This window comes from Pseudomonas sp. BF-RE-22 (genome assembly GCF_019956155.1).
Taxonomy (GTDB): Bacteria; Pseudomonadota; Gammaproteobacteria; order Pseudomonadales; family Pseudomonadaceae; genus Aquipseudomonas; species Aquipseudomonas migulae.
This window is the reverse complement of record NZ_JAHBDD010000020.1, coordinates 20442-43242: the sequence shown is the minus strand read 5'-3', so window position 1 is coordinate 43242 and position 22801 is coordinate 20442. Positions and strand designations below refer to the sequence as shown.

General features: G+C 62.0%; 15 protein-coding genes and 2 riboswitches. Of the genes, 7 read left to right on the top strand and 8 right to left on the bottom strand.

All coding sequences use genetic code 11. The annotated features are described in order from the left end of the window. Positions 1 to 45: 45 nt before the first annotated feature. A complete protein-coding gene (locus KGA82_RS12185) occupies positions 46 to 912 on the bottom strand; it encodes a LysR family transcriptional regulator (protein WP_008040050.1) in 867 nt (288 codons plus the stop codon). Between the two features lie 165 nt (positions 913 to 1077). On the opposite strand from KGA82_RS12185, the gene KGA82_RS12180 reads away from it, so the two are divergent. After that, positions 1078 to 2619 (top strand): MFS transporter, encoded by a 1542-nt coding sequence (locus KGA82_RS12180; RefSeq protein ID WP_223450490.1) that lies wholly within the window; start codon positions 1078 to 1080, stop codon positions 2617 to 2619. 108 nt (positions 2620 to 2727) lie between these two features. Then, on the top strand, positions 2728 to 3951 hold the full coding sequence (locus KGA82_RS12175) for an NADH:flavin oxidoreductase/NADH oxidase family protein (protein ID WP_223450488.1): 1224 nt from the start codon (positions 2728 to 2730) through the stop codon (positions 3949 to 3951). A 151-nt stretch (positions 3952 to 4102) separates the two neighbouring features. On the opposite strand, the gene KGA82_RS12170 is transcribed toward KGA82_RS12175, so the two are convergent. The 5 genes from KGA82_RS12170 to cobW form a co-directional block, all read right to left on the bottom strand. After that, positions 4103 to 5749, bottom strand: coding sequence for a phospholipase D-like domain-containing protein (locus KGA82_RS12170; protein ID WP_223450486.1), 1647 nt, complete (start codon positions 5747 to 5749; stop codon positions 4103 to 4105). Between the two features lie 173 nt (positions 5750 to 5922). Beyond that, positions 5923 to 6534, bottom strand: a complete 612-nt coding sequence (locus KGA82_RS12165; protein ID WP_081501807.1) for a vWA domain-containing protein — start codon at positions 6532 to 6534, stop codon at positions 5923 to 5925. Positions 6535 to 6587: 53 nt separating this feature from the next. After that, positions 6588 to 7586, bottom strand: a complete 999-nt coding sequence (locus KGA82_RS12160) for an ATP-binding protein (protein ID WP_223450484.1) — start codon at positions 7584 to 7586, stop codon at positions 6588 to 6590. A 148-nt stretch (positions 7587 to 7734) separates the two neighbouring features. Then, on the bottom strand, positions 7735 to 11574 hold the full coding sequence (gene cobN / locus KGA82_RS12155) for a cobaltochelatase subunit CobN (protein WP_223450476.1): 3840 nt from the start codon (positions 11572 to 11574) through the stop codon (positions 7735 to 7737). A 3-nt stretch (positions 11575 to 11577) separates the two neighbouring features. Then, positions 11578 to 12645: a cobalamin biosynthesis protein CobW gene (gene cobW / locus KGA82_RS12150; RefSeq protein ID WP_008035722.1), complete on the bottom strand. Its 1068-nt coding sequence runs from the start codon at positions 12643 to 12645 to the stop codon at positions 11578 to 11580. 95 nt (positions 12646 to 12740) lie between these two features. Continuing rightward, positions 12741 to 12953: riboswitch (cobalamin riboswitch) on the bottom strand. Positions 12954 to 13146: 193 nt separating this feature from the next. Next, positions 13147 to 13375, top strand: a riboswitch (cobalamin riboswitch). A 119-nt stretch (positions 13376 to 13494) separates the two neighbouring features. Here cobW and KGA82_RS12145 point away from each other — a divergent pair. The 4 genes from KGA82_RS12145 (at position 13495) to cobM (ending at position 15644) form a co-directional block, all read left to right on the top strand. Next, on the top strand, positions 13495 to 13689 hold the full coding sequence (locus KGA82_RS12145; RefSeq protein WP_008040066.1) for a CbtB domain-containing protein: 195 nt from the start codon (positions 13495 to 13497) through the stop codon (positions 13687 to 13689). 11 nt (positions 13690 to 13700) lie between these two features. Then, positions 13701 to 14405 (top strand): CbtA family protein, encoded by a 705-nt coding sequence (locus tag KGA82_RS12140; protein ID WP_223450474.1) that lies wholly within the window; start codon positions 13701 to 13703, stop codon positions 14403 to 14405. Continuing rightward, positions 14402 to 14815 carry a cobalamin biosynthesis protein gene (locus KGA82_RS12135; protein ID WP_223450472.1) on the top strand — a complete coding sequence of 138 codons (414 nt, stop codon included), beginning with the start codon at positions 14402 to 14404 and terminating at the stop codon, positions 14813 to 14815. Before KGA82_RS12140 ends, KGA82_RS12135 begins: the two co-directional genes overlap by 4 nt. A gap of 82 nt (positions 14816 to 14897) precedes the next feature. Next, entirely contained in the window at positions 14898 to 15644 is a 747-nt protein-coding gene (gene cobM / locus KGA82_RS12130; RefSeq protein ID WP_223450470.1) for a precorrin-4 C(11)-methyltransferase, read from the top strand. 180 nt (positions 15645 to 15824) lie between these two features. Here cobM and nfuA read toward each other — a convergent pair whose 3' ends face one another. Together nfuA and KGA82_RS12120 are read right to left on the bottom strand one after the other, a co-directional pair. Next, positions 15825 to 16409: a Fe-S biogenesis protein NfuA gene (gene nfuA, locus KGA82_RS12125; RefSeq protein ID WP_008035804.1), complete on the bottom strand. Its 585-nt coding sequence runs from the start codon at positions 16407 to 16409 to the stop codon at positions 15825 to 15827. A gap of 201 nt (positions 16410 to 16610) precedes the next feature. Further along, positions 16611 to 18908, bottom strand: coding sequence for a fatty acid cis/trans isomerase (locus KGA82_RS12120; protein ID WP_223450468.1), 2298 nt, complete (start codon positions 18906 to 18908; stop codon positions 16611 to 16613). Positions 18909 to 19064: 156 nt separating this feature from the next. Here KGA82_RS12120 and metH point away from each other — a divergent pair, with 156 nt between their 5' ends. Continuing rightward, positions 19065 to 22775 carry a methionine synthase gene (gene metH / locus KGA82_RS12115; protein WP_008035800.1) on the top strand — a complete coding sequence of 1237 codons (3711 nt, stop codon included), beginning with the start codon at positions 19065 to 19067 and terminating at the stop codon, positions 22773 to 22775. Positions 22776 to 22801: the final 26 nt, after the last annotated feature.

Genomic DNA, 22801 nt, shown 5'->3' with positions numbered 1-22801 from the left:
GAACGTCGTCGAACGACTGTAGGAGCTGCCGTAGGCTGCGATCTTTTAACGGTTTTTCACCCGTTCGATGTACCGCACCACCGCCGCTGACTTCTCAAACCGCCGATAAACCAACGACAACCACGAGCTCGCCTCACACCCTTTGATCGACCGGTAAACCACACCGGGCAACCCGACGTGCCCGACCACCGACTCCGGCACCACCGCCACGCCCTGCCCCAGCGACACCAGCGCCAGCACCGCCACCAGCCCGCCGGGTTGCGCCCCGAGTTTCGGCGCAAACCCGCCCTCGGCGGCGACTTGCAAGGTGCCGCTGATCTGCTCCGGCAGAATGAACGTCTCGCCCTGCAAATGCTCCGGGCCGATCTCGGTCAAACGGCACAGCCACGACTCGCTCGACAGCGCCAGCACAAAACCTTCCGCGTCGAGGCGAATGGCTTCCAGCCCCTCGGGCAACGTCATGGGTGAACGCACATAACCGATATCGAACCGGCCTTCGAGGACCATCGCCGGCAAACTCGCCATCGGGCTTTCGCGCACGTTGAGGCTGACGTCCGGACATTCGCGGCTGAACGCTTGCACCTGCTTTTGCAGCAGGCCCGAGTACACCGCAGAGGCCACGTAACCCAACTCGATATGACCGATATCCCCTCGCCCGGCGCGCTGGGCGTTGCGTTGGGCATACTCGAATTGCCGCACCGTCGCCTCGGCTTCGATCAGCAGTGCGGCACCGGCTTCGGTCAGGCTGACTTCGCGGGTCTGGCGCACGAACAGTCGCGTGCCGAGCTCGTTCTCCATGTCCTGGATCTGTCGAGTCAAGGTCGGCGGTGCGATACCGAGTTGTTCGGCAGCACGCGTGAAGTTGCCTTGCCGGGCAACGGCCAGAAAGTAGCGGAAATGCCGTATGTCCATGGGCGCATTAGCTCAAAGGTAATGAAGTGCCGGTTTTCGGCTAACGAAGCGCACAAGCGGTCGCGATAAGCTCATTCGGCAATCACAGTAGAGAGCCCACAGCATGTACGTCAAACCCCTTTTCGCCGTTACAGAAAGCAGCCTTGTGCAAAAGGCAATCCGCTCATGAGCCGCGTCAATCCGCGCCTCACATTGCTGACCGCCTCTGGCGTGTGTTCGTTGATCGTCCTCGATACCAACATCGTCGCCGTCACCCTGCCGACGATCGCCCGGGACCTGGGCGCCAATTTTGCCGACATCGAATGGGTGGTCAGCGCCTACATGCTCGCCTTCGCCGCCCTGTTGCTGCCAGCGGGCAGCATCGCCGACCGCTTCGGCCGGCAGAAAACCCTGCTCTGTGGCCTGGGCATTTTCATTCTGGCGTCCATCGGTTGCGGCGCTGCGCCCAACGCGTTGTTCCTCGACATCGCACGTGCGATCAAGGGGGTCGGCGCGGCGTTGCTGCTGACCTCGGCCCTGGCCTCTATCGGCCATACGTTTCACGATGAGGTGGAACGGGCCAAGGCCTGGGCGTTCTGGGGCGCGTGCATGGGCGTGGCGATGACAGCCGCGCCGACCGTCGGCGGTTTGATCACTGAATTCATTGGCTGGCGCTGGATCTTCTACCTCAATTTACCGGTGGGCCTGTTCCTGATGGTCATGGTCTGGCGTGCGGTGCCGGAATCCCGCGACCCTCAATCCGCGCGCCTCGATCCGTGGGGCAGCCTGGCATTCAGTGGCAGTTTGCTGTGCCTGATCTGGGGCCTGATCGAGGCCAACCGGATCGGCTGGAACAACCCGATCACTTACGCCCGACTGATCGGCGGTGCGCTGTTACTGGGGTTGTTCGTCGTGATCGAGCGGATGCAGCGGCGGCCGATGATCGACCTGCAATTGTTCAAACATCCACGCTTCATCGGCGCGCTGCTGGGGATGTTTGCCTACGCCGGCTGCGCGCAGGTGATGATGACGTTGCTGCCGTTTTATCTGCAAAACGGCCTGGGTTTCTCGGCCATCGCCTCAGGGTTGGGCATGTTGCCGTTTGCCCTGACCATGTTGATTTGCCCGCGTATCGGTGTGCGCCTGGCCAGTCGGTTTGCCCCGGCCACGTTGATGGCGACCGGTTTGACCCTGGTCGGCAGCGGCAATCTGCTCAGTGCCTGGGCGGTCAGCAGCGGCGGTTACCTGCCTTTTGCCCTGGCGATTGCCGTCACCGGCGCGGGGGCCGGGCTGCTCAATGGCGACACGCAGAAAAACATCATGGCCTGCGTGCCCAGGGAACGCACCGGGATGGCCTCGGGCATGAGCACCACTATGCGTTTCAGTGCGATCGTGCTGGCCATCGGCGTGTACGGCGCGTTGCTGTCCAGCCATGCCGAACAGTTGTTGCGCGCAGACTTGTCGGCACAAGGCGCGCAATGGCTCGCCCAGACCCAAGGCATCGCGTCGCGGGTGGTGGCCGGTGACATGCCGGCAGCGCTGGACCTGTTGCCGGAAGCCGCGCGCGGCGTGGTCGAACCGTTGGCTCGACAGGCGTTCGTCGGCGGCTTCAGTCTCTTGTTGTTGGTCGCCGGATTACTCGCATTGCTGGGGGCGTTGGTGGTGGGCACGCTGATGCGCAATCCGATTCCCGCCCCATCGGCTGCCGCCATCAGCGCGAAGGCTTGAAGGGCGCCAGAGCCAATTCACCAATTTCCATCCCGGTCTCGTTTTCCTGCTTGACATTAAAGTGAGCTTTAAGCTTAGCCTCTGTTCTCCACTGATGAGGAGTCAAGCATGTCGCCCTTCCAAGCGTTGAATTTGCCCAACGGCCAGACAATCGGCAATCGCATTGCCAAAGCGGCGATGGAAGAGAACCTTGCCGACACCGGGCAGGCGCCGTCCGATGCACTGTTTCGCTTGTACCAGGCCTGGGCCGGGGGCGAAGCCGGGTTGTTGCTGACGGGCAATGTGATGATCGACCGCCGCGCCATGACCGGCCCCGGTGGCGTGGTGCTGGAAGATGAACGCGACATGGAACGCTTTCGCCAATGGGCAACGATTGGCCGCTCCGGTGGCGCGCAATTCTGGGTGCAGCTCAATCATCCGGGGCGCCAGACCATGGCCAACCTCGGCCAGCAAGCGTGGGCGCCCTCGGCGGTGGCACTGGATCTCGGTTCATTTTCCAAGATGTTTGCCGAACCCAAACCGATGTCCGAGGGCGATATCGCCGAGGTAATCACGCGCTTCGCCACCAGCGCTGCCCTCGCCGAAAAAGCCGGCTTCACCGGCGTGCAGATTCATGCGGCGCACGGCTACCTGATCAGCCAGTTCCTGTCGCCATTGACCAATCGCCGCACCGACCGTTGGGGCGGATCCCTGGAGAATCGCGCACGCTTGTTGCTCGACGTGATCAGCGCCGTTCGCCAGGCCGTATCACCGAAATTCTGCGTCTCGGTAAAACTCAACTCGGCCGACTTCCAGCGCGGTGGCTTCGACGCCGACGATGCTCGCCAAGTGATCCAGTGGCTCAACGATCAGCCGATCGATTTGCTTGAGTTGTCGGGCGGCAGCTACGAAGCACCAGCCATGCAGGGCGAGGCACGCGATGGCCGGACCTTGGCGCGGGAAGCGTACTTTCTGGAAATGGCCGGTGAATTGGCGAGCGTGGCGCGCATGCCGGTGATGGTGACCGGCGGGATTCGGCGTTTGGCGATCGTCGAACAAGTACTCGACAGCGGCATCGCCATGGCCGGCATCGGCACGGCGTTGGCCCTCGAACCGCAGCTGGTCAAACACTGGCGCGAAGGCCGGAACAGCCATCCGCAACTGCCGCCGATCCAGTGGAAACGCAAACCGTTGGCGGCATTGGCGAGCATGGCTGTGGTGAAATTCCAGCTCCAGCGCCTGAGCCGTGGCCGCAAGCCCCGGCCTGAGGTGTCGGCAGTCTGGGCGCTGATCCTTGACCGTTTGAACATTGGCCGGCGTACGCGGCAGTACCGACAGGCGATGGGGAAGTAATCAGGGGGAAGTTCAAAGTTCCACTGACGCGGGGAGACCGTGTCGCCCCCATCGCCGGCAAGCCGGTCTCGCTCCCACATTTGGTCGGTGGCGTACACAAATCCCATGTGGGAGCGAGCCTGCTCGCGATGGGGCCATTGGATACACTGATTTACCGTCCGGAGAATCGCAATCTGGACAGCTGCCGCAAATCCCCCGCCAGGTAGTAATCATCAGTCCAGCTGTCATCCGCCTTCAACGGCTGCACCTGTTTGAGCGCGAGCTTCTTGGCGAAGTAGCGAAAGCGGTAATGCTCGTAGAACCGCAGCAACTCCAAACCATAACGATCAGCCAGATCGGTATCGCCGCGCACGATCAGGTAGTTCTCGTCGTTGCCGTTGCTGGCCGCAGCGCTGAGGTTGTGGCTGCCGCTGATGATCGTCGGCGCATCACTGGTGAAGTCGGTGACCACGGCTTTGGTGTGCACCAGCAAATTGCCCTTCTGGCCCTTCATGTTCTCTCGAAGCCAGCCCTCCAGCCCGGTGTTAAGCAGCGCAGTCGCGGCAAATTCGGCGCTGCGATCAGCGTGAAAACCGGTGATGCGGCTGGCGGTGTTTTGCAGGCCGTAACGCAAAATGTCATCGTGGGGCTGGCCGAGCAGCGCGTTGAGAATGTCGTCGGGCAAGGCGAACGCGGTGACAAACAGCACGTCCTTTTTCGCGGCGTTGATGATCTCGACAAACGCCCGCAAATCACCCTGCCCCGAACGCGGTGAGAACCCGGCGAACAGCGGTTGCTGCGGGTCTATCGGGTTGTGTTGCGTGATCCATTGCCGGGTGGCGCCGACGTCGTCCGGTGTCGCCCAGACTTGCTCGAAGGTCTGCAGATAGCTGGCGCTGATGCGCGCGTCGTCCAGCACATGCACCACGTTGGCCTGTCGATAAACGCCATTGGGCGTGAAGTTGGTGCTGCCGCACAGCACCGCTTCAGGCTGAAGCTGCCCGGCGGCATCAACCTGGCTCAGCACCATGAATTTGTTGTGGAAGATATTGTGAGTGACACGCCCGCGCTTGTTCGCCGCCGGGATTTTTTCCAGGCTGGCCTGGTTGATGACGGTGTCGTCATCGTCGGGTTGTGCGTGATACAGCACGCGAACCTTCACACCCCGTTCGAACGCCGCGTTGACGGCATCGACGATCACCTGCAACTCGTACTCGTAAATGGCAATGTCCAGCGCCCACTGACCATCCACCGCCCGTTCGATAAACCCCAGCAAGCGCCCGAGCAAACCGTTTTCCAGCCACTGGCGCGGCGCATCGGGCCAGGCTTCGATGGGCAGGTTTTTGTTGGCGCTGATCAACGCGTCGAGGTCGGGAAACTTGCGCTGGAATGCCTGGCTGGCAGCCACCGCGCGATTGAAAATCACACTCTGATTGTGCGGCAGGCCGTTGTCGGACGTGACGGTCACCTCCAGAAATTCGCCCAGCTGCGGTGCATCCGCGCTGCCATAGGCGAGGTGGATTCGGTAATGGATCGTCATCCCCGGATTGACCGCGTAATCGGCCCAGCGAAATTTCTGCAGCGGCGCGAGGTCGCTCGGGGTGGCGTGAAACTGCGGGAACGTATGAGCCTTGCCGGGGAACGTCAGGCTATTGAACAGGAACAACCAGGGTTTGCTGCCTTGCTGTTTTTCGATGGCGAAACCCAACAGGCCCTTGCGGCGGGATTCGGCCAGGTCCATGGCCAGCAGCACGCCGTTGGTGCCGGCGTAGGCTTTGACGCGGAAATCGTCCTGACTGTTTGTGGCTAGAACACGCATGCTTCACTCCTGTGAATGGCTGCTTTCAGAGCATAGGGCAGCGCTGCAGATTGGTCGTGAGTATTCGTTACCGAGGTGATGCCTTCGCGGGCAAGCCTCGCTCCTACAGGTTACGCATTGTCCCTGTAGGAGCGAGGCTTGCCCGCGAAGAGGCCAGCACAGACACTGCAAACTCAGCCTGAAACCAGCTCATCAATATGCCGATAATCCGTTTGCAACTCCGCTGCCAACTGCCGCGCCCGCCCCAACCGAATCGGCCCACGCTCGATGTCGATCAGCAGCCCCGGACACGCCAGCGCCGGCAACCCCGACCACTCCTTCAACCGGCCATCGGTCACCAGCAACAACCGTTGTTGCTCCGCCGGGAATCGTTTTTGCCGGACCGCGAGCCATCGCCCCGCTTCGCCCAGTGCCGCCAGCAACGGCGTACCGCCGCCCGCGCCAAGGCCATCGAGCCAGTGGCGCAACCCGCTGGAAGCTTTCAATCCCTGCACTTGCCACTTCGGCGCATGGCCGCTGGCCGTCAGCAACGCCAGGTGCGCACGCTGGCGATAAGCGTCGTCGAACAACTGCGCCAACAGCCCCTTGGCGTCGCTCAAGGCCTGGTGTCGGCGCGTCGAGGCCGAGGCGTCGACGATCACCAGCCACAGTTCATGGGGCGAACGGGTGCGCAATTGAAACAGCACATCCTGGCGTTGGCGCGGGCGGCCGTTGAGCAAGGTGCCGGGCCAATTGATCGAGCCGCTGCGGGCGGCATGACGCTTACCCTGCTTGCCGTGGTCCAGCCGTCCGGCGCGGGGCCTGGCATTCGCCCCCGCGTCAGATCGAGGGCGAATGCCTAGGGCTTTTTTGGCCAGCTCGGCACTTCACGTCGAGCACCGACCGGCAGCGCCTGCGCCGGCATTTCGCCCCATTGGCCCTGACCTTCGCTCGGGCTGGATGGTTGCGGCGCGGATTGCCGGGCCTGTTGCGGCGCCGATGGCGACTGTTCGCGACGACGATGGCGCAAGGCGAACTCGGCAACGGCATCGATATCTTCCTCGGCAATGGCGCTCGCCCCCCGCCACGCCGCATGGGCACGGGCGGCACGCAGCCAGACCAGGTCAGCGCGCAGCCCATCGACACCGGCGGCGAAACAGCGCTCGGTAATCTGTGCCAGCGCCTCATCGTCCAGGGGGATGCTCGCCAGTGTGCTGCGCGCTGTCTGGCAACGCTCACGCAAAGACTGCTGCTGGCTTTCCCACTCGGCGCAGAAGCGTTGCGGATCGCTGTCGAAATCCAGCCGCCGACGGATGATCTGCCCACGCTGGGCGGGTGCGGTATGCCCGCTGAGGGCGACGTTCAGGCCAAAGCGGTCGAGCAGTTGCGGACGCAACTCGCCCTCTTCCGGATTCATGGTGCCGATCAACACGAACTTTGCCGAATGCCGATGGGAAATGCCGTCACGCTCGATCAGGTTGGTGCCGCTGGCGGCGACGTCGAGCAGCAAGTCCACCAGGTGATCGGGCAGCAGATTGACTTCATCGACGTAGAGCACGCCGCCGTCAGCCTTGGCCAGTACGCCGGGCGAAAACTGCGCACGACCTTCGCTCAGGGCGGCATCAAGGTCGAGGGTGCCGACCAGGCGTTCTTCAGTGGCACCCAGCGGCAAGGTGACGAACTGACCGCTGGCGAGCAGGTCCGCGAGGCCTCGGGCCAGGGTGGATTTGGCCATGCCGCGTGGACCTTCGATCAGCACGCCGCCGATTTTCGGGTCGATGGCGGTGAGGTACAAAGCGAGTTTGAGATCGTCGGCGCCGACCACGGCGGATAAGGGGAAATGCGGGGTGTCGGTCATTATCAAATCTCGGTCATGGTCGGTGAAATGCTTCTAACTGTGGGAGCGAGACCGGCTTGCCGGCGATAGCGGTGTGTCAGGCAAATCAATATTGACTGACCCAACGCTATCGCGAGCAGGCTCACTCCTACAGGGGATCTACGGTGTGTCAGGTGTCTTCTTCTATGTCCAGCAGCAGGTTTTCCAGTGCTTCTTTATAGGCGCCGGGTTCCTGCCACATCCCCCGCTGCTGCGCTTCCAGCATGCGCTCCGTCATGTCGCGCAACGCATGGGGATTGTGCTCGCGGACAAAATCCCGGGTCGCCGGGTCCAGCAAATACGCATCGGCCAGCAACGCGTATTGGTGATCGTCGATCAACTGCGTCGTCGCGTCGAAGGCGAACAGGTTATCGACCGTCGCCGCCAGTTCAAACGCCCCTTTGTAGCCGTGGCGCTTCACGCCGTCGATCCACTTCGGATTGGCCGCCCGCGAGCGGATCACCCGGTTCAGTTCTTCCTTCAGCGTACGGATTTTCGGCAAGTCCGGTTGGCTGTGGTCGCCATGGTAACTGGCAGCCGCTGCACCGCTGAGGCTTTCCACGGCCGCGAGCATACCGCCCTGGAACTGGTAATAGTCGTTGGAGTCGAGCAAATCATGCTCGCGGTTGTCCTGATTTTGCAGCACGGCCTGAACCTGGCTCAGGCGCTGGGCGAACTGCTCGCGGGCCGCCGTGCCTTCGTCGGCACCGCCGTAAGCGTAGCCGCCCCAGTTCAGGTAAACCTCGGCCAGGTCCTCGCGGCTCTGCCACAAACGACCATCGATTGCCCCTTGCACGCCAGCACCGTAAGCACCGGGTTTGGCGCCGAAGATGCGCCAACCGGCCTGCCGTTTGGCCGCTTCTTCATCAAGGCCCGATTGCAGCAACGCCTCGCGCTCGGCGCGGACCTTGGCCGCCAATGGATTGAGATCGTCCGGTTCATCCAGCGCAGCGACTGCCTGCACCGCCGCATCGAACAGGCGGATCAGATTGGCAAAGGCATCGCGGAAGAACCCGGACACGCGCAAGGTCACGTCCACGCGTGAGCGGTCGAGCAGGCTCAGCGGCAGAATTTCGAAGTCATCGACCCGCTGACTGCCCGTCGCCCAGACCGGGCGCACGCCCATCAGCGCCATGGCTTGCGCGATGTCGTCGCCGCCGGTGCGCATGGTCGCGGTGCCCCAGACCGAGAGGCCGAGCTGACGCAGGTGATCGCCGTGGTCCTGCAAGTGCCGCTCGAGAATCAGGTTCGCCGATTGAAAACCGATGCGCCACGCGGTGGTGGTCGGCAAGTTGCGCACGTCCACCGAATAGAAATTGCGTCCGGTCGGCAGCACGTCCAGCCGCCCGCGACTCGGCGCGCCGCTGGGGCCGGCAGGGACGAAACGACCGCTGAGGGCGTCGAGCAAGCCGCGCATTTCCGCCGGGCCGCAGGCGTCGAGCCTTGGCGCAACCACTTCGCGCAGGTTGTCGAGGATGGCCTGCACTTCATCCCAACACAGACCCTGTGGGAGCGAGCCTGCTCGCGATGGTGTGTCAGTCGACACCAATGTGGCTGACACTCCATCGCGAGCAGGCTCGCTCCCACAGGTATCGAGAACTTGCGAGATCAGTTGAGCGGCGAACAGTTCGAGGCGTTCGCGGGTATCGCCGGCAGTTCGCCAGGCTTCGTCGCTGACAGATTGCAGTTCAATCGGTCGCGGCCCAACCCAAGGCTCGGCCAACGCGCAATCCAGCGGATCAAAGCCCAATCCAAACGCCTTGGCCAACGCCCGCAGCAAACTTGACTGCGCGCCGCGGCCATCGCCCCGTGGAATCCTCAACAAAGCCAACAACGTGTCGATGCGCAGACGCCCGGTCGGCGATTCACCAAAGATGTGCAGCCCATCGCGGATCTGCGACTCCTTCAGATCGCACAAATACGTGTCCAGGCGCGGCAGCCAGATCGCTGCATCGGCGTCGCTGTCGAGCTTCTCGTCCAGTTGCAGTTCACGGTCGATGTGCGTGTCGCGTACCAATTGCAGAATGTCGCGCTGCAATTCACGGGCGCGGCGCGGGTCAAGCAATTGCGCTTCGTAATACTCGTCGGCGAGCAGTTCGAGGTTACGCAGCGGACCGTAGGTTTCGGCGCGGGTCAGCGGCGGCATCAGGTGATCGATGATCACCGCTTGCGTGCGGCGCTTGGCCTGGGCGCCCTCACCCGGATCGTTGACGATGAACGGATAGATGTTCGGCAGCGGCCCGAGCAATGCGTCCGGCCAGCAATGCTCGGACAGTCCGACACCTTTGCCCGGCAGCCATTCGAGGTTGCCGTGCTTGCCGACGTGGATCACGCCGTGGGCGCCGTAGGTGTTGCGCAACCAGAAATAGAACGCCAGATAACCATGGGGCGGTACCAGGTCCGGGTCGTGATAGACCGCGCTCGGGTCCACCTGATAACCGCGCGCCGGTTGAATGCCGACGAAGGTCAGGCCGAAACGCAGGCCGGCGATCATCATTCGCCCGTCACGGAACATCGGATCGTTTTGCGCGGTGCCCCAACGTTCCAGCACTGCCTGGCGATTAGCCTCGGGCAAGGCGTTGAACATCAGGTTGTAATCATCCATCGCCAGGCTTTGCTGGCACGGGCGCTGATCGAGGGTGTCGAGGTCATTGCTGACGCCGCCGAGCAATTGCTGGATCAGTTCGGTGCCGCTGCCCGGCAGTTCGGCCGGCAGCGGGTAACCTTCTTGATGCAGCGCACGCAGAATATTCAGTGCAGCGGCCGGTGTGTCGAGGCCCACGCCGTTGCCGATGCGCCCGTCGCGGGTCGGGTAGTTGGCGAGGATCAGGGCAATGCGTTTTTCGCTGTTCGGCACCCGCGCCAGATCGATCCAGCGCCGCGCCAGTTCGGCGACAAAGTCCATGCGTTCCGGTTGTGCTCGATAACACACCACGTCGGACTGACTGCGCTCACTGCGCCACGCCAGGTCCTTGAAGCTGATCGGGCGACTGATGATCCGCCCGTCCAGCTCCGGCAGCGCGATGTGCATCGCCAGATCACGCGGGCCAAGGCCTTGCTCGCTGGCACGCCAACCGGGTTCGTTGTCCTGGGCGCAGATGGCCTGGATCACCGGGATGTTGCGTCGAAACGGTCGCAAGTGCGGTGCTTCGGGGCTGGATTGGGCGAAGCCGGTGGTGTTGAGAATCACCGAGGCTTCGACGTCATCCAGCCAGTCCTCGACCACCGAAAGGCAGCCGGGCTCTTTGAGACTGGCCACGGCAATCGGCAAGGGATTCAACCCCGCCGCTTGCAAACGCTGGCAGAAAACATCAATGAACGCGGTGTTCGCCGCCTGCAAATGCGAGCGGTAAAACAGCACCGCCGCTACCGGTTGATCGGCCTGCCAGTCGGCTAGCCAATCCTGCAGTGCGGCGGGACTTTTTTGTGGATGGTAAATCGCTGTGCGCGGCAAGGTTTGCGGCTCGGCCCACGCGTAGTCACGCTCCAGCCAGCGATTGGCGAGGCAGCGAAACAGATCGAGTGCGTTGGCCATGCCGCCCTGACGCAAATAATGCCAAAGCCGGTCGCGGTCTTCGGCAACCACCGTGCTCAGGTCGCTGAGTTCCGGGTCCGGGCGATCATCGCCGGGCACCAGAATCAACTGCACGCCGCGCTGTGAGAGTTCGACCAACCGCTCGACGCCGTAACGCCAATACGCAATGCCGCCGTGTAGCGAGATCAGAATCACCTTGGCGTGGCGCAGCACTTCGTCGACATACAAATCGACCGAGGCGTGGTTCTGCACCTGCATCGGGTTGGCCAGACGCAAGCTCGGGTAATCGTCCGGCAACTGTTGCGCGGCTTCGGCGAGCAGCGCGAGGCTGGAATCGCCGCTGCACAGGATCACCAGCTCGGCAGGGGTTTGTCCAAGGTCGGCAATGTTGTCATCCGAGACGAAACCGCCGGGCTGGGTCCTGAGCAGATGCATGGGTTAAACGCTGAGCGCGGCGCGCAGTTGCGCTTCGAGTTGCGCGGCGTCGAGCGCCTGGCCGATCAGCACCAGACGCGTGGTGCGTGCTTCGTCGGCGCCCCACTGACGGTCGAAATGCTTGTCGAAACGCGTGCCCACGCCCTGGATCAACAGGCGCATCGGCTTGTTCGGGATCGCCGCGAAACCCTTGACCCGCAGGATGCCGTGCTTGACCACCAATTGCGTCAGCGCGTCCATCAACAGGCTTTCGTCGGCTTGTGGCAGTTCGATGGAAATGGAGTCGAACGCGTCGTGATCGTGGTCGTCATGGTCATCGCCGTCGTGGTGATGATCGTGGTGGCTATGACGGCTGTCGATGTGTTCTTCGGAGCCGGCGCCGAGACCGATCAGCACGTCCAGTGGCAGGCGACCGCTGCTGGCTTCGATGACTTTGACGGCGGGCGGCAGTTCTTCGGCGACTTCCAGGCGTACGCGGGCCAGGTCTTCGGCGCTGATCAGGTCGGCCTTGTTGAGAATCACCAGGTCGGCGCTGGCCAGTTGGTCGGCGAACAGCTCGTGCAGCGGCGATTCGTGGTCCAGGTTCGGGTCGAGTTTGCGCTGGGCATCCACTTGGTCCGGGAACGCGGCGAACGTGCCGGCCGCCACGGCCGGGCTGTCGACCACGGTGATCACCGCGTCAACGGTGCAGGCGCTGCGGATTTCCGGCCACTGGAAGGCCTGGACCAAAGGTTTTGGCAGGGCCAGGCCCGACGTTTCGATCAGAATGTGATCGAGGTCGCCGCGACGGGCCACCAGTTCACGCATCACCGGGAAAAATTCTTCCTGGACGGTGCAGCACAGGCAGCCGTTGGCCAGTTCGTAGACGCGGCCGTTGGCTTCTTCTTCGGTGCAACCGATGGAGCACTGCTTGAGGATTTCGCCGTCGATGCCCAGCTCGCCGAACTCGTTGACGATCACCGCGATGCGGCGGCCCTGCGCGTTATCGAGCATGTGCCGCAGCAAGGTGGTTTTGCCCGAGCCGAGGAAGCCGGTAACGATGGTGACGGGGAGTTTGGCCAGTGTTTTCATCGGATGCCCTTTGGCAAGGTGGCGGGCATGCGGGACGACGACCGCAGCGACAGGCGCGCGGAAGAGTTCGCCACCGGATCACCCCGCCCGGTTGTAGTGAGAATTCGTGTCGAGGCAGGTCTCCTGGCTGACGGTGTGCCTGTCGCGAGACTGGCGTTGGCTGCGCCTTCCCGCGAACCCGTTGGACAGGTTTGCAGTGGCGTGGCAGCGAACATCACCGTTCACAGTTGCGGGGGCAGCCGCGGCATCGACCGCGTTCCCTTCTTAGCTCCGGCAAACGCCGAAGAACCTCGAATGCGCAAGGCTACGCATGGTGTGGGGGCGGGTCAATGTCTTGTGGCGCCCGTACCGGCCCCTTCGCGGGCAAGTCGGGTCGCCGCATCGCTCGCTCCTACAGAGAAATGCGATCCCCTGTAGGAGCGAGGCTTGCCCGCGAAGGGAGCGACTCGGTTCCGAGTTGAGAACCCTTGCCAATTGACGCCCAACCCCCGCCCATGCTCTCCTACACACCTTGTTACGGGTGCCCTTCACAGGGTGAAACGGGAAACCGGTGATTCATGTGCTTTACTCAAAGCCATGTCAGTCCGGTGCTGCCCCCGCAACGGTAAGCGAGCGAAGCGTCAGATCCACTGTGCCAGCAGTTCGGCATGGGAAGGTGACGCTTGCAGGTTTCGGCTGACGCCAAAACCCCTCGTGAGCCCGGAGACCGGCCCGCAACACAAAGTGACGATTACGTTCACTGAATAACAAACCCGCGGTGGGCGGGCGCTGTTTGAATCTCTGCGAGCCCGATTCGCAGGGGTCTTCCATGCGCTCTATTCACCCGCTGACAGACCAGAGGGAAGCGCCATGTCGATCATCAGCAGCACCGGCCACACATCCACCAGCACCACCACGACCACCCTGGCTCAACGCCTGACCGCCGCCGTCTGCGCGTCGATCCTAGGCGCGTGCCTGGTGTATTTCGCCGGTTTCTCGCACATCGAAGCGGTGCACAACGCTGCGCACGATACCCGTCACAGCTCCGCCTTCCCGTGCCATTGAGACCTGTCGACATGATCAAGCGTATTGCGCAAACCGCAGGTTTCACAGGGCTGCTGGCCGCCCTGTTGCTGACCCTGCTGCAAAGCTTCTGGGTCGCTCCGCTGATTCTGCAGGCCGAGACTTACGAAAAATCCGAGCCGGCCGCTGTTGAAGTTCATGAACACGCCGCCGGTACCGCCGCTCACACCCACGATGCAGAAGCCTGGGAGCCGGAAGACGGCTGGCAGCGCGTGCTGTCGACAACTGGCGGCAACCTGGTAGTGGCTGTCGGTTTTGCCCTGATGCTCGCGGGCCTCTACACGCTGCGCTCGCCGACCAAAACCTCGCAGGGCTTGCTCTGGGGCCTGGCCGGTTACGCGACGTTTGTACTGGCACCGACCCTCGGCCTGCCGCCGGAACTACCGGGCACGGCAGCAGCTGACCTGGCACAACGGCAAATCTGGTGGATCGGCACTGCAGCGTCCACCGCCGTCGGCATCGCGCTGATCGCTTTCAGCCGCCACTGGCTGATGAAGATCCTGGGCGTGGCGATTCTCGCCGTCCCTCACGTGATCGGTGCACCACAACCGGAAGTGCACTCGATGCTCGCGCCGCAAGCCCTGGAAACGCAATTCAAAATCGCTTCGCAGCTGACCAACCTCGGATTCTGGCTGGCCCTGGGCCTGATCAGCGCCTGGTTGTTCCGCCGCAAAAGCGATGGTCAATACCACGCATGATCGACACCAGCACAGCGCCGACGTTAGTGGTCGGCCTGGGCTGCCAGCGCGGCTGCCCCGTCAGCACGCTTCGGGCGTTACTCGATCAGGCATTACAGGCGCATCAAATCGGACTTCAGCAAATCACGGCGTTGGCCAGCATCGATCTGAAGCGCGACGAACCGGGCCTGATCGAGCTTGCCGCACAACTCGAATTGCCGCTGACGTACTTCAGCAGTGAAGAACTGGCCGGTTATCAACCGCAACTCAGCCACCGTTCGGAAATCGCTTTTGAGCGCACCGGCTGCTACGGCGTAGCAGAAAGCGCCGCCCTCGCCCTTGCCGAACAACTGGCCCAGGCGCCGGCAAAACTGCTGATTTCCCGACAAAAATATGCCCAGGCGACCCTGGCATTGGCCTGCGCTGCGTAAAATCCCCGATAATCCTCGCCTTCGATCATGAGCAATCTTCATCTGAAGCCTTGCCCAGCCCCTTTTTTGACAGGAAACGACGATGACCGTCTATTTCATTGGCGCAGGTCCCGGCGACCCGGAACTGATCACCGTCAAAGGCCAGCGGCTGATTCGCAGCTGCCCGGTAATCATCTACGCCGGCTCACTGGTGCCCGCCGCCGTACTGGAAGGCCACAACGCCGAACAGGTGGTCAACAGCGCCGAACTGCACCTGGAACAGATCATCGAGCTGATCAAAACCGCCCATGCCAACGGCCAGGATGTGGCGCGCGTGCATTCCGGCGATCCGAGCCTGTATGGCGCGATTGGCGAGCAGATTCGTTACCTGCGCGAACTCGATATTGCGTTTGAAATCATTCCCGGCGTTACCGCGACGGCGGCGTGTGCAGCGCTGTTGGGTGCGGAGCTGACGTTGCCGGACGTGTCACAGAGCGTGATCCTGACCCGCTACGCCGACAAGACCGCGATGCCGGCCGGTGAAGAGCTGGGCAGCCTGGCGCAGCATGGGGCGACCATGGCCATTCATTTGGGGGTGAATCACCTGGAGAAAATCCTGGTTGAATTGCTGCCGCATTACGGCTCGGATTGTCCGATTGCGGTGATTCACCGGGCGACCTGGCCGGATCAGGATTGGGTGGTGGGGACGATTGCGGATATTGCCGGGAAGGTTGAGGCGAAGGGGTTTCGGCGCACGGCGTTGATTCTGGTGGGTCGGGTGTTGGGCAGCGATCACTTTAGCGAGTCGTCGCTGTATCGCGCCGGGCATGCGCATTTGTATCGGCCATAGGCCCCCATCGTCGGAGCGCCGCCCGGAGCCGGCTCGCTCCCACAAGGGATTTGTTTCCGCCACAAATCCCCTGTGGGAGTGAGCCGGCTCCGGGCGGCGTTCCGACGATGGGGCCAATGAATTTCACCCATAAAAAAACGGCGCTCACGGGGCGCCGTTTTTCATGTCGCAGCGAACGCCTTAGTAGTAGGCGTTTTCTTTCTGCGTGTGGTCAGTCACGTCACGAACACCCTTGAGCTCGGGAATGCGCTCGAGCAAGGTGCGCTCGATGCCTTCACGCAGGGTGACGTCTGCCTGGCCGCAGCCCTGGCAACCGCCGCCGAACTTCAACACGGCAATGCCATCATCGACCACATCGATCAGGCTGACCTGACCGCCGTGGCTCGCGAGCCCCGGATTGATCTCGGTTTGCAGGTAGTAGTTGATGCGCTCGTTGATCGGGCTGTCGGCGTTGACCATCGGGACTTTGGCGTTTGGCGCCTTGATGGTCAGCTGGCCGCCCATGCGGTCGGTGGCGTAGTCGACAACCGCATCGTCCAGGAAAGCTTCGCTGAACGAGTCGATGTAAGCAGTGAAGCTTTTCAGCCCCAGCGCGGTGTCTTCAGGTTTTTCTTCGCCCGGCTTGCAATAAGCAATGCAGGTTTCGGCGTACTGGGTGCCAGGCTGGGTGATGAAGACGCGGATGCCGATGCCCGGGGTGTTCTGCTTGGAGAGCAGATCAGCCAGGTAATCGTGGGCGGCGTCGGTAATGGTAATAGCGGTCATGGAAACTCCTCGCAGGCTTGGGCGCAGTTTACGCCAATCATCGCGCCGCACAAAGTCCTAGTATTTTTGTCGGGAAAGATTACGACAATACCCCCTGCCTAATGTAGGAGCGAAGCTTGCTCGCGAAGGTGTGTCAGGCGACATGTATGTAGCTGATACACCTTCGCGAGCAAGCTTCGCTCCTACGTTAGTTAAGGGGATTCAGAGATTCTCGTAGCGATTCATGTCCAGCACGCCCTCTTCCACCGGGTCGGTTTCGTGGACGTACCGGCTCAGGTCATGGAAGTAGAACCAGAATTGCGGATGACTGCGGCGAATCCCCCAGCGTTCGACGATTTTCTCGAAGCGATTGGCATCCTTGGCGTTTTCCATCGCCTCGACAAAGGCTGGCACCTGATCGGCGGGAATGTTGAACATGAAGTTCGGATAGCTGCTGAGCACACCCGGAAAAATGGTCAGCGTGTCGAGCCCCGGCTGATAACGCAGCGACTCACCGAGCAGGAATGCGACGTTGCTGTGTGCGCGGTTGCGCAACAGGCTATAAACCTCGCGTTTGCCGCTTGCGGCTTCGATACGCAGCATCGTCGCTTCCGGCAGTTGGTCAATGACCTTCAACCCGGCGGCGGGCCGTGAGGTCAGGCGACTCAAGGCCTGCTCGGCGCTCTGCAAATCCGGGTCGATGTTCGGCCGCGAGCAATAGGCCCCGTCGCAGCGATTGATCGGATCGGGCTTGGCATTGAGCTCACCGTAACGGGCCAGCAGTTGCATGGAAAAGTCGCGTTTCGGGTCTTTTTCGTCGAGGTTCAGTGCCGTCGGCTTGTCGTTGTCGATGGCCTCGTAATCCAGCCACATCTTGAATTTACCGCTGCTCTGGTACCAGTCGTCGAGATAGTCGTCGCGTGAATCGGCGGGCATCAGGCGCAGGAAGTTCTGCTCGGCGCCATTACGGATCAGGTCGAAATACAGGCGCGTCTGCGCTTGATGGGAAACGTTGCCGTACACGTCGAAGTTGACCGCCAACTGATAATACGTGCGCTCCAGCAACGGAAAATCGAACAGCCACATCGTTTGCGGCACATCGCCGATCAGGCCCTTGTTCACCGAGGCGCTGTCGAAATGCCGGAAGATAGTCAGCAATGCATTGTCGTTGCCGGCCCACAAAGTCGACCAGCTCGGCGCGGGCGCGTCGGCGTAGTTGTCGCGGCGCAGCACTTCGTACTCGTTACGTTTGTCGCGATAGTCATGCCACAGGCTCAGCACGCTGCCGACATCGTCGTTCTGCCCCGGCATGGCCAGCAACGGCGTGGCCTGGCCCCGGTAGATCGGGTCGATGATGTAGAGATCGTGTTCCGGCGCCTGGAACAGCGCCCAGAAGTTATCGCGAATCACATCCGTGGCGATCTGCCCACGGCACACCGGCCCGCGGATAAACGTGCGCACGAAATATTCGGCGTTATCGAGCATGAACTGATAGCGCGCCTGCGCCGGAATCGCCTCGAACGTGGCAAACGGATTGGCCCGGCGCTCCGGACCGTAACCCGGCAAGGCATTGGCCTGCCAGTTGCCGTTGTAAAACAGGCTTTTGACCCGCGCCATCTTCGCCGCGCTCAGCGGGTAGGTGATGTGGGTCTTCTGCACGATCACGCCCTGCACCGGCCACAAGCGGTAATACACCTGCGTGCCCGGATCGTCATTCGGGCGGCGGGTGTTGATCAGGTCAATCGGCTGGCCGGTCGGCGTGCGCGAACGCACCCATTGGAAGAAATGCCCCGGCTCACCGTCCTTGAAGTAAATGTGGGCAAGGAACCAGTGCTCGAACAACCAGCGCCCCACCAGGCTCTGCCGGGCGCCCGGCGAGTTGAGCAGGTTTTCCCACTGCACCACCTGCAAGGCTTCTTTCGCCGAAGGCACCAGGCCTTGTTCATCGATCGGCGCACCCGAGGCCAGCCAGCGTTGCAGCGTCTGGTACTGCTGATCGGTCAGGCCCGTGACCGCCAGCGGCATGCCTTCCTTCGGATGAGCGCCCGCGTAACCGTCGAACTCGGCCGGCATCGCGCACATGTTTTCACGATTGAGGCCCAGGACGATGTCTTCCGGCAATTTGGCATTGGGCGTCAGCGGCGTTTTGTGCCCCAGTTCCAGCATCCGCGCCATCAACGCGGCCTGGCTGCCCTGGGCGTCAAGTACCGGATAGAAGCCTTTTTGCTGCCAGGCGTGCTTGCCGAAGGCGTCATAAAACAACCGGGTCGGCGCGGCCGCCTGGCTGCGGTCGCCGTCGTAAACCGGGACTTTCGACGCACCGCGCGCCGCGCCTTCGCCGCTGCCCAGGTTGAGCTGACAGGCGGCGTCATTGCAGGTATGGCAGGCCACGCACTTTTCGGTGAAGATCGGTTGGATGTCGCGGGTGTAGGAAATGGCAGCGGAAGGCGCCAGGCCCTGCGCCACGGCGCCCCAGCTTAAAAACAGCAGTACGCTGCTGATGACGACGCGATACGACATGTCCCTGTTCCCGATCCTTGAAAAAACGCAGCGATTCTACCGGGACAGCGCGCCGACCAACATGAGCGATATTCATGCAATTCCCCGACATGCTCTAAAACCGCACAGGTTTGCTATGATTCCGCCCCTTCGTCATGGTCTTTCCGAGTAGTCCCAATGTCCGATCGCAGTGTTCGCCTTCAAGCCCTCAAGCACGCCCTCAAAGAGCGCATTCTGATTCTCGATGGCGGCATGGGCACGATGATCCAGAGCTACAAGCTCGAGGAACAGGATTACCGTGGCAAACGCTTTGCCGACTGGCCAAGCGATGTCAAAGGCAACAACGACCTGTTGGTGCTGACGCGCCCGGACGTGATCGGTGGCATCGAAAAAGCCTACCTGGATGCCGGCGCTGACATTCTGGAAACCAACACCTTCAACGCCACGCGGATTTCCATGGCCGACTACGGCATGGAAGAACTGGCCTACGAACTGAACGTAGAAGGCGCTCGCCTGGCCCGCAAGATTGCCGATGCGAAAACCCTCGAGAACCCGGACAAGCCGCGCTTCGTCGCCGGCGTGCTCGGCCCGACCAGCCGCACCTGCTCGCTGTCCCCGGACGTGAACAACCCCGGCTATCGCAACGTGACCTTCGATGAACTGGTGGAAAACTACACCGAGGCCACCAAAGGCCTGATCGAAGGCGGCGCCGACCTGATCCTGATCGAAACCATTTTCGACACCCTGAACGCCAAAGCCGCGATCTTCGCCGTACAAGGCGTGTTCGAAGAGTTGGGCATCGAGCTGCCGATCATGATTTCCGGCACCATCACCGACGCCTCCGGCCGTACCCTTTCCGGCCAGACCACCGAAGCGTTCTGGAACTCCGTGGCCCACGCCAAACCGATTTCGGTCGGCCTGAACTGTGCCCTCGGCGCCAGCGAACTGCGCCCGTACCTGGAAGAGCTGTCGAACAAGGCCGGCACCCACGTTTCGGCGCACCCGAACGCCGGCCTGCCGAACGAATTCGGCGAGTACGACGAACTGCCGTCGCAAACCGCCAAGGTCATCGAAGAATTCGCCCAAAGCGGCTTCCTCAACATCGTCGGCGGTTGCTGCGGCACCACGCCGGGCCATATCGAAGCCATCGCCAAAGCCGTGGCCGGTTATGCACCGCGTGAAATCCCGGACATTGCGAAGGCCTGCCGCCTCTCCGGCCTGGAGCCGTTCACCATCGATCGCAGCTCGTTGTTCGTCAACGTCGGCGAGCGCACCAACATCACCGGCTCGGCCAAATTCGCCCGGCTGATCCGTGAAGACAACTACACCGAAGCCCTGGAAGTCGCCCTGCAGCAGGTCGAAGCCGGCGCCCAGGTGATCGATATCAACATGGACGAAGGGATGCTCGATTCGAAGAAGGCCATGGTGACCTTCCTCAATCTGATTGCCGGCGAACCGGACATCTCCCGCGTACCGATCATGATCGACTCCTCGAAATGGGAAGTGATCGAAGCCGGCCTGAAATGCATCCAGGGCAAGGGCATCGTCAACTCGATCAGCATGAAAGAAGGCGTCGAGCAGTTCATCCATCACGCCAAGCTGTGCAAACGCTACGGCGCTGCAGTCGTCGTGATGGCCTTCGACGAAGCCGGCCAGGCCGACACCGAAGCGCGCAAGAAAGAAATCTGCAAACGCTCCTACGACATTCTGGTCAACGAAGTCGGCTTCCCGCCGGAAGACATCATCTTCGACCCGAACATCTTTGCCGTGGCCACCGGTATTGAAGAACACAACAACTACGCTGTGGACTTCATCAACGCCTGTGCCTACATCCGCGACGAACTGCCGTACGCCCTGACTTCGGGCGGCGTGTCGAACGTGTCGTTCTCGTTCCGCGGCAATAACCCGGTGCGTGAGGCGATTCACTCGGTGTTCCTGCTGTACGCGATCCGCAACGGCCTGACCATGGGTATCGTCAACGCCGGCCAACTGGAGATCTATGACCAGATCCCGGTGGAATTGCGCGACGCCGTCGAAGACGTGATCCTCAACCGCACCCCGGAAGGCACCGACGCCCTCCTCGCCATCGCCGACAAGTACAAGGGCGACGGCAGCGTCAAGGAAGCCGAGACCGAAGAATGGCGCGGCTGGGAGGTCAACAAACGTCTTGAGCACGCACTGGTCAAGGGCATCACCACGCACATCGTCGAAGACACCGAAGAATCGCGCCAATCGTTCGCCCGCCCGATCGAAGTGATCGAAGGCCCGCTGATGTCCGGCATGAACATCGTCGGCGACCTGTTCGGCGCCGGCAAAATGTTCCTGCCGCAGGTGGTGAAATCCGCTCGCGTAATGAAGCAGGCCGTAGCCCACTTGATCCCGTTCATCGAACTGGAAAAAGGTGACAAGCCGGAAGCCAAGGGCAAGATCCTGATGGCAACGGTGAAAGGCGACGTGCATGACATCGGCAAGAACATCGTCGGCGTGGTGCTCGGCTGCAACGGCTACGACATCGTCGACCTCGGCGTGATGGTGCCGGCCGAGAAGATCCTGCAAGTGGCCAAGGAGCAGAAGTGCGACATCATCGGTCTGTCCGGCCTGATCACGCCGTCGCTGGATGAAATGGTCCACGTCGCCCGCGAAATGCAGCGCCAGGACTTCCACCTGCCGTTGATGATCGGCGGCGCGACCACCTCCAAGGCACACACGGCGGTGAAGATCGAGCCCAAGTACAGCAACGACGCGGTGATCTACGTGACCGACGCCTCCCGCGCCGTGGGCGTGGCGACGCAGTTGCTGTCCAAGGAATTGAAAGCCGGTTTCGTCGAGAAGACCCGTCTGGAATACATCGACGTTCGCGAACGTACTGCCAACCGCAGCGCCCGCACCGAACGCCTGAGCTATCCGGCGGCCATCGCCAAGAAGCCGCAGTTCGACTGGAGCACCTACGCGCCGGTCAAACCGACGTTCACCGGCTCCAAAGTGCTGGACAACATCGACCTGAAAGTCCTGGCCGAATACATCGACTGGACGCCGTTCTTCATCTCCTGGGACCTGGCCGGCAAGTTCCCGCGCATCCTCACGGATGAAGTGGTCGGTGAAGCCGCCACCGCGCTGTACGCCGATGCCCAGGAAATGCTCGCCAAGCTGATCGACGAGAAACTGATCAGCGCCCGCGCAGTGTTCGGCTTCTGGCCAGCCAACCAGGTGCGTGACGACGACATCGAAGTCTACGGCGATGACGGCAAGCCATTGGCCAAGCTGCATCACCTGCGTCAGCAGATCATCAAGACCGACGGCAAGCCGAACTTCTCCCTGGCCGACTTCGTTGCACCGAAGGACAGCGAAATCACCGACTACGTGGGAGGTTTCATCACCACCGCCGGCATCGGTGCCGAAGAAGTGGCCAAGGCGTATCAGGACGCCGGCGACGATTACAACTCGATCATGGTCAAGGCCCTGGCCGACCGTCTGGCCGAGGCCTGTGCCGAATGGCTGCACCAGCAGGTTCGCAAGGATTACTGGGGTTATGCCAAGGACGAGACGCTGGACAACGAGGCGCTGATCAAAGAGCAATACACCGGCATCCGCCCTGCTCCGGGCTACCCGGCGTGCCCCGATCACACCGAGAAGGCCGCGCTGTTTGCCCTGCTCGACCCCGAGGCCGCCGAAATGCGTGCCGGCCGCAGCGGCGTGTTCCTCACCGAACACTACGCGATGTTCCCGGCGGCGGCGGTCAGCGGCTGGTACTTCGCTCACCCGCAGGCGCAGTACTTCGCAGTGGGCAAGATCGACAAGGATCAGGTGCAGAGCTACACCTCGCGTAAAGGTCAGGAATTGAGCGTAACCGAACGCTGGCTGGCGCCGAACCTGGGTTACGACAACTGATCCAGTAAGCTCTGGAGTCGACCCTG

What these genes read in the sequence shown, in the direction of transcription:
- KGA82_RS12185 (WP_008040050.1), bottom strand. Translation starts at nt 912, where the DNA reads ATGGACATACGGCATTTCCGCTACTTTCTGGCCGTTGCCCGGCAAGGC.
- KGA82_RS12180 (WP_223450490.1), top strand. Translation starts at nt 1,078, where the DNA reads ATGAGCCGCGTCAATCCGCGCCTCACATTGCTGACCGCCTCTGGCGTG.
- KGA82_RS12175 (WP_223450488.1), top strand. Translation starts at nt 2,728, where the DNA reads ATGTCGCCCTTCCAAGCGTTGAATTTGCCCAACGGCCAGACAATCGGC.
- KGA82_RS12170 (WP_223450486.1), bottom strand. Translation starts at nt 5,749, where the DNA reads ATGCGTGTTCTAGCCACAAACAGTCAGGACGATTTCCGCGTCAAAGCC.
- KGA82_RS12160 (WP_223450484.1), bottom strand. Translation starts at nt 7,586, where the DNA reads ATGACCGACACCCCGCATTTCCCCTTATCCGCCGTGGTCGGCGCCGAC.
- cobN (WP_223450476.1), bottom strand. Translation starts at nt 11,574, where the DNA reads ATGCATCTGCTCAGGACCCAGCCCGGCGGTTTCGTCTCGGATGACAAC.
- cobW (WP_008035722.1), bottom strand. Translation starts at nt 12,645, where the DNA reads ATGAAAACACTGGCCAAACTCCCCGTCACCATCGTTACCGGCTTCCTC.
- KGA82_RS12145 (WP_008040066.1), top strand. Translation starts at nt 13,495, where the DNA reads ATGTCGATCATCAGCAGCACCGGCCACACATCCACCAGCACCACCACG.
- KGA82_RS12140 (WP_223450474.1), top strand. Translation starts at nt 13,701, where the DNA reads ATGATCAAGCGTATTGCGCAAACCGCAGGTTTCACAGGGCTGCTGGCC.
- KGA82_RS12135 (WP_223450472.1), top strand. Translation starts at nt 14,402, where the DNA reads ATGATCGACACCAGCACAGCGCCGACGTTAGTGGTCGGCCTGGGCTGC.
- cobM (WP_223450470.1), top strand. Translation starts at nt 14,898, where the DNA reads ATGACCGTCTATTTCATTGGCGCAGGTCCCGGCGACCCGGAACTGATC.
- nfuA (WP_008035804.1), bottom strand. Translation starts at nt 16,409, where the DNA reads ATGACCGCTATTACCATTACCGACGCCGCCCACGATTACCTGGCTGAT.
- KGA82_RS12120 (WP_223450468.1), bottom strand. Translation starts at nt 18,908, where the DNA reads ATGTCGTATCGCGTCGTCATCAGCAGCGTACTGCTGTTTTTAAGCTGG.
- metH (WP_008035800.1), top strand. Translation starts at nt 19,065, where the DNA reads ATGTCCGATCGCAGTGTTCGCCTTCAAGCCCTCAAGCACGCCCTCAAA.